At 62.8% G+C, this 3954-nt stretch carries 4 protein-coding genes; 3 read left to right on the top strand and 1 reads right to left on the bottom strand.

All coding sequences use genetic code 11. The annotated features are described in order from the left end of the window. Positions 1–226 (bottom strand): helix-turn-helix domain-containing protein (locus tag RIF72_RS19935; protein WP_309076518.1); only part of this gene is annotated, 226 nt, incomplete at its 3' end. Between the two features lie 147 nt (positions 227–373). On the opposite strand from RIF72_RS19935, the gene RIF72_RS19930 reads away from it, so the two are divergent. The 3 genes from RIF72_RS19930 to RIF72_RS19920 form a co-directional block, all read left to right on the top strand. Continuing rightward, positions 374–2128 (top strand): glycerol-3-phosphate dehydrogenase/oxidase, encoded by a 1755-nt coding sequence (locus tag RIF72_RS19930; RefSeq protein ID WP_309076517.1) that lies wholly within the window; start codon positions 374–376, stop codon positions 2126–2128. 98 nt (positions 2129–2226) lie between these two features. Continuing rightward, positions 2227–2976: an MIP/aquaporin family protein gene (locus RIF72_RS19925; protein ID WP_309076516.1), complete on the top strand. Its 750-nt coding sequence runs from the start codon at positions 2227–2229 to the stop codon at positions 2974–2976. Positions 2977–3040: 64 nt separating this feature from the next. Next, a partial coding sequence (locus tag RIF72_RS19920; RefSeq protein ID WP_309076515.1) for an FGGY family carbohydrate kinase occupies positions 3041–3954 on the top strand: 914 nt, incomplete at its 3' end.

Here is a 3954-nt window from a genome sequence, read left to right as displayed (position 1 = left end):
CATCCACGTTGTAGTGGCGTCGGATAATCCCCTCCAGTTCAGGTCCGGTATCGGTAGGGTTCCGGATCTGGACCTGGACCAGACCTGAATTCCTGGCGGCCGAGAGGAGACGGGAAACCGTGGACCGCGAGGTGCCCAGCTCTCTCGCTATCGCGTCCATGGTCAGGTCCTGCAGATAGTACATCTGTGCAGCCCTCAGCGATTGTGAGGATGTTGAACGCGGCATTGCGAATCCGTTCTGCACGTTTGTGCATTGCGCTTGACTACATTTTCCAGTACTCCAAAGAATAGGTTAAGAGCCGCTGTTCCGCCGATGCGGCGGAACAGCGGGAAGTGACGTAACCAGTGCGATCCAGCCAGGCAGGGAGTTATTTTGAGTGCCACACACCGAAAGTCCGTTGACGGGCTGCGCAGCAGGCCCACAGCAAAGGTGCTGATCGTCGGAGGCGGGATCAACGGCGTGGGAACCTTCCGTGACCTTGCCCTTCAGGGCGTCGACGTTGCCCTGGTGGAGCGCGGCGACTACTGCCAGGGAGCCAGCGGCGCGTCCTCGCACATGATCCATGGCGGCATCCGCTACCTCGAAAACGGCGAATTCCGACTTGTCCGCGAATCCGTCGTGGAGCGCAACCGGCTCCTGACCATCGCTCCGCACTACGTAAAGCCACTGCAGACCACCATCCCGATCTTCAGTACTTTCTCCGGCATCCTTTCCGCGCCGGCGCGTTTCCTTACCCACAAGCAGGGCAAGCCCAAGGAACGCGGCGCCTTCCTGATCAAGCTCGGGTTGTCCATTTACGATTCGTTCTCCCGCAACGGGGGCAGCGTTCCGCGCCACCAGTTCAGGGGCCGCAACGAGGCTCTGGCTGAACTGCCCAAGCTGCACCCGGACATCAAATACGCAGCCACGTATTTCGACGCGTCCGTGCACAATCCCGAGCGCCTCACCCTGGACGTCCTGCAGGACGGCGAAAAAGCCGGCGGGAATGCCAGCGGCGGTGCTTCCACCGCCAGGGCCAGCAACTATGTTTCACTGGTCTCCATGGCGACAGCGTCCGCAGGTGGCACCCGGCCCACGGTCGTCCTGCGCGATGAGCTGACCGGCGAAACCTTCGACTTCAGCGCCGACGTCATTATTAACACCACCGGCGCCTGGGTGGACTCCACCAACACGGCCATGGGTGCGGCGTCGGCCTTCATGGGCGGCACCAAGGGTTCCCACATCGTTTTGGACCATCCCGAACTGTTGGCGGCGTGCGCCGGCAGGGAGATCTTCTTCGAACACACGGACGGACGCATCGTCCTGATCTACCCCCTGGGTGACCGGGTACTGGTTGGCACCACTGACATCGACGCGGACATGACGGAAGACGCCGTCTGCACCGATGCCGAAATCGATTATTTTTTCGAGTTGATCGGGCACGTCTTTCCCACCGTCGAAGTCAGCCGCGAGCAGATTGTCTACACCTTCTCCGGTGTCCGGCCCCTGCCCCGGCATGACGACACCCAGCCAGGCTTTGTGTCGCGTGACTACCGCATCGAGCGGCGGCCCGCCGGCGCCCCTGAAGGAAGCGGCGCGGTATTCAGCCTGGTGGGCGGCAAATGGACCACCTTCCGGGCCCTCGCGGAGCACCTGACCAACGACGTGCTGAAGGAATTGGGCCTTGCCCGCAAGGTTTCGACGGCGGACCTCTCCATCGGAGGTGGTGCAGGGTTCCCGGCAGACGAGGCCGGCGTCCAGCAGTGGATCAAGGCGCACATGGCCCCCGGTCGTGACGCCGACCGCACTGCAGTGCTCCTGACCCGCTACGGAACCCGTGCCGCCGACGTCATGGCCTATCTTGACGAGGGTGAGGACCGCCCGCTTCGGTCCACACGTGAACTGTCGGTGCGGGAACTTGAATTCATGGCAGCGAACGAGCAGATCGGCCATCTCGTCGACGTCCTGATCCGCCGCACGTCGCTGGCCTTCCGCGGGCTGGTCACGGGCGAACTGCTGAACGAGACGGCCGAAATCCTTGCCGGTCCGCTCGGTTGGGACCGGAACCGCCGCGCCGCGGAGATCAAGCACGCCCAGGAAGTGCTTCAGCGCCTCCACAGGGTACAGGTTGACAGTCTGGTGGCCTGACCGGCACCCGGCTGCGGCTGCCTCCGCGTGCGGAGGCAGCAAACGGTTCTGCACACCAATCAGGGCCGATCCAACTAAATAAACAGATGGAGTCAAAGATGTCTCTTGGAATAGTGTTTCTCTCCGAGGTTTTCGGCACTGCCATGCTCACCCTGCTGGGTTGCGGCGTGGTAGCCAACGTGGCACTAAGGGGAACCAAAGGCAACAACGGTGGGTTCCTGATGGTGACATGGGGCTGGGGCGTGGCGGTCTTCGCGGGTGTTTACGTCGCGGCCCAGTCCGGCGCCCACCTCAACCCGGCGGTAACGCTGGGCCTGCTGGCCAACGGAAAAGCTGAGTACGCCCCGGGAGTCGCTGTGGATTTCGCGTCCACCCTGACGTACTTCGGCGGTGAACTGCTCGGTGCCTTCCTGGGTGCAGTGGCCTGTTGGCTTGCCTACAAGCAGCACTTCGACGCCGAACCCGAGCCGGCCAGCAAGCTGGGCGTCTTCTCCACCGGCCCGGCCATCCGCTCCACCCCATGGAACCTGGTCACGGAAGTCATCGGCACCTTCGTACTGGTCTTCGTCATCCTCACCTTCGGCGGGACACCCTCAGGCCTCGGGCCGCTGGCCGTGGCACTCCTCGTCGTCGGCATCGGCGTTTCCCTGGGCGGCCCCACCGGTTACGCCATTAATCCGGCGCGCGACCTCGGCCCCCGCATCGCCCACGCACTTCTTCCCATCAAGGGCAAAGGTTCCAGTGACTGGAGCTACTCCTGGATTCCCGTTGTCGGACCGGTCATCGGCGGGGTGCTGGCCGGCCTGGTAGCGGCTTCCGTTCCCATCGTCGCGACTGCCGGCGGGTAGCCTGCCCGCGCATTTCGCCAGCATCACTTCCGGTTGAACAATGAACACAGACAAGGACGTCACCATGAATCAATACGTAATCGCCATTGACCAGGGAACCACCAGCAGCCGAGCCATTGTGTTCGATCACGGCGGTGCCATCGTTTCCACCGGCCAGCTGGAGCATGAGCAGATTTTTCCGCAGGCCGGCTGGGTGGAGCACAACCCCGCCGAGATCTGGAACAACACCCGTCAGGTGATCGGGACAGCCCTGTCCAAGGCCAACCTCACGAGGCACGATATCGTCGCGGTGGGTATCACCAACCAGCGCGAAACAGCAGTGGTGTGGGACAAGACCACCGGTGAGGCTGTGTACAACGCCATCGTCTGGCAGGACACCCGCACCCAGCCGATTGTCGACGAGCTGGCCAAAGACGGCGGAGCGGACCGCTTCAAGCAAAAGGTAGGCCTGCCGCTCGCCACGTACTTCTCGGGAACCAAGATCAAGTGGATCCTGGACAACGTTGAAGGAGCCCGGGAAAGGGCCGAAGCCGGCAACCTTGTCTTCGGTAACACGGACGCCTGGATTTTGTGGAACCTGACCGGCGGGGTTGACGGTGGGGTCCACGTCACCGACGTCACCAACGCTTCCCGCACCCTCTTCATGGATCTGGAAACCCTGCAGTGGGACGAGGAGATCCTGTCCATTTTCGGTGTTCCCCGCAGCATGATGCCGGACATCAAGTCCTCTTCCGAGGTGTACGGCACGGTGCACACGTCGCAGTTGCTGCGCGAAGTGCCCGTAGCGGGCATCCTGGGTGACCAGCAGGCAGCGACGTTCGGCCAGGCTGCCTTCCAGACCGGCGAGGCCAAGAACACCTATGGCACCGGCTGCTTCCTCATCTTCAACACCGGCGAGGAGATGGTCCACTCCAAGAACGGGCTGCTGACTACGGTCGGGTACAAGCTCGGCGACGCGGCACCGCACTATGCGCTTGA

The sequence above is a fragment of the Paenarthrobacter sp. genome (assembly GCF_031180005.1).
GTDB lineage: Bacteria > Actinomycetota > Actinomycetes > Actinomycetales > Micrococcaceae > Arthrobacter.
Note: the sequence above shows the minus strand (reverse complement) of the source record. Positions and strands in the feature narration are given on the sequence as shown.